This window comes from Bacteroides caecigallinarum (assembly GCF_016901995.1).
Lineage (GTDB): Bacteria > Bacteroidota > Bacteroidia > Bacteroidales > Bacteroidaceae > Phocaeicola > Phocaeicola cellulolyticus.
In genome coordinates, this window is the sequence record NZ_JACJLE010000235.1 from 1 (window position 1) to 219 (window position 219).

Annotated in this window: 1 rRNA gene; it reads right to left on the reverse strand. The window is 48.9% G+C overall.

Annotated elements, in window-relative coordinates:
- Positions 1-219, reverse strand: a 23S ribosomal RNA gene (locus H6A61_RS15780); the annotation flags it as partial.

The window sequence follows — 219 nt, forward strand, 5'->3', positions numbered from 1 at the left end:
GGAAACCTTAGTCTTTCGGCGAGGGGGTTTCCCACCCCCTTTATCGTTACTTATACCTACATTTGCTTTTCCATACGCTCCAGAGTGGCTCGCGCCACGCCTTCAACGCTGAATGGAATGCTCCCCTACCAATCATTAATGATTCCATAGCTTCGGCAGACAACTTGATACCCGATTATTATCCACGCCAAATTCCTCGACTAGTGAGCTGTTACGCAC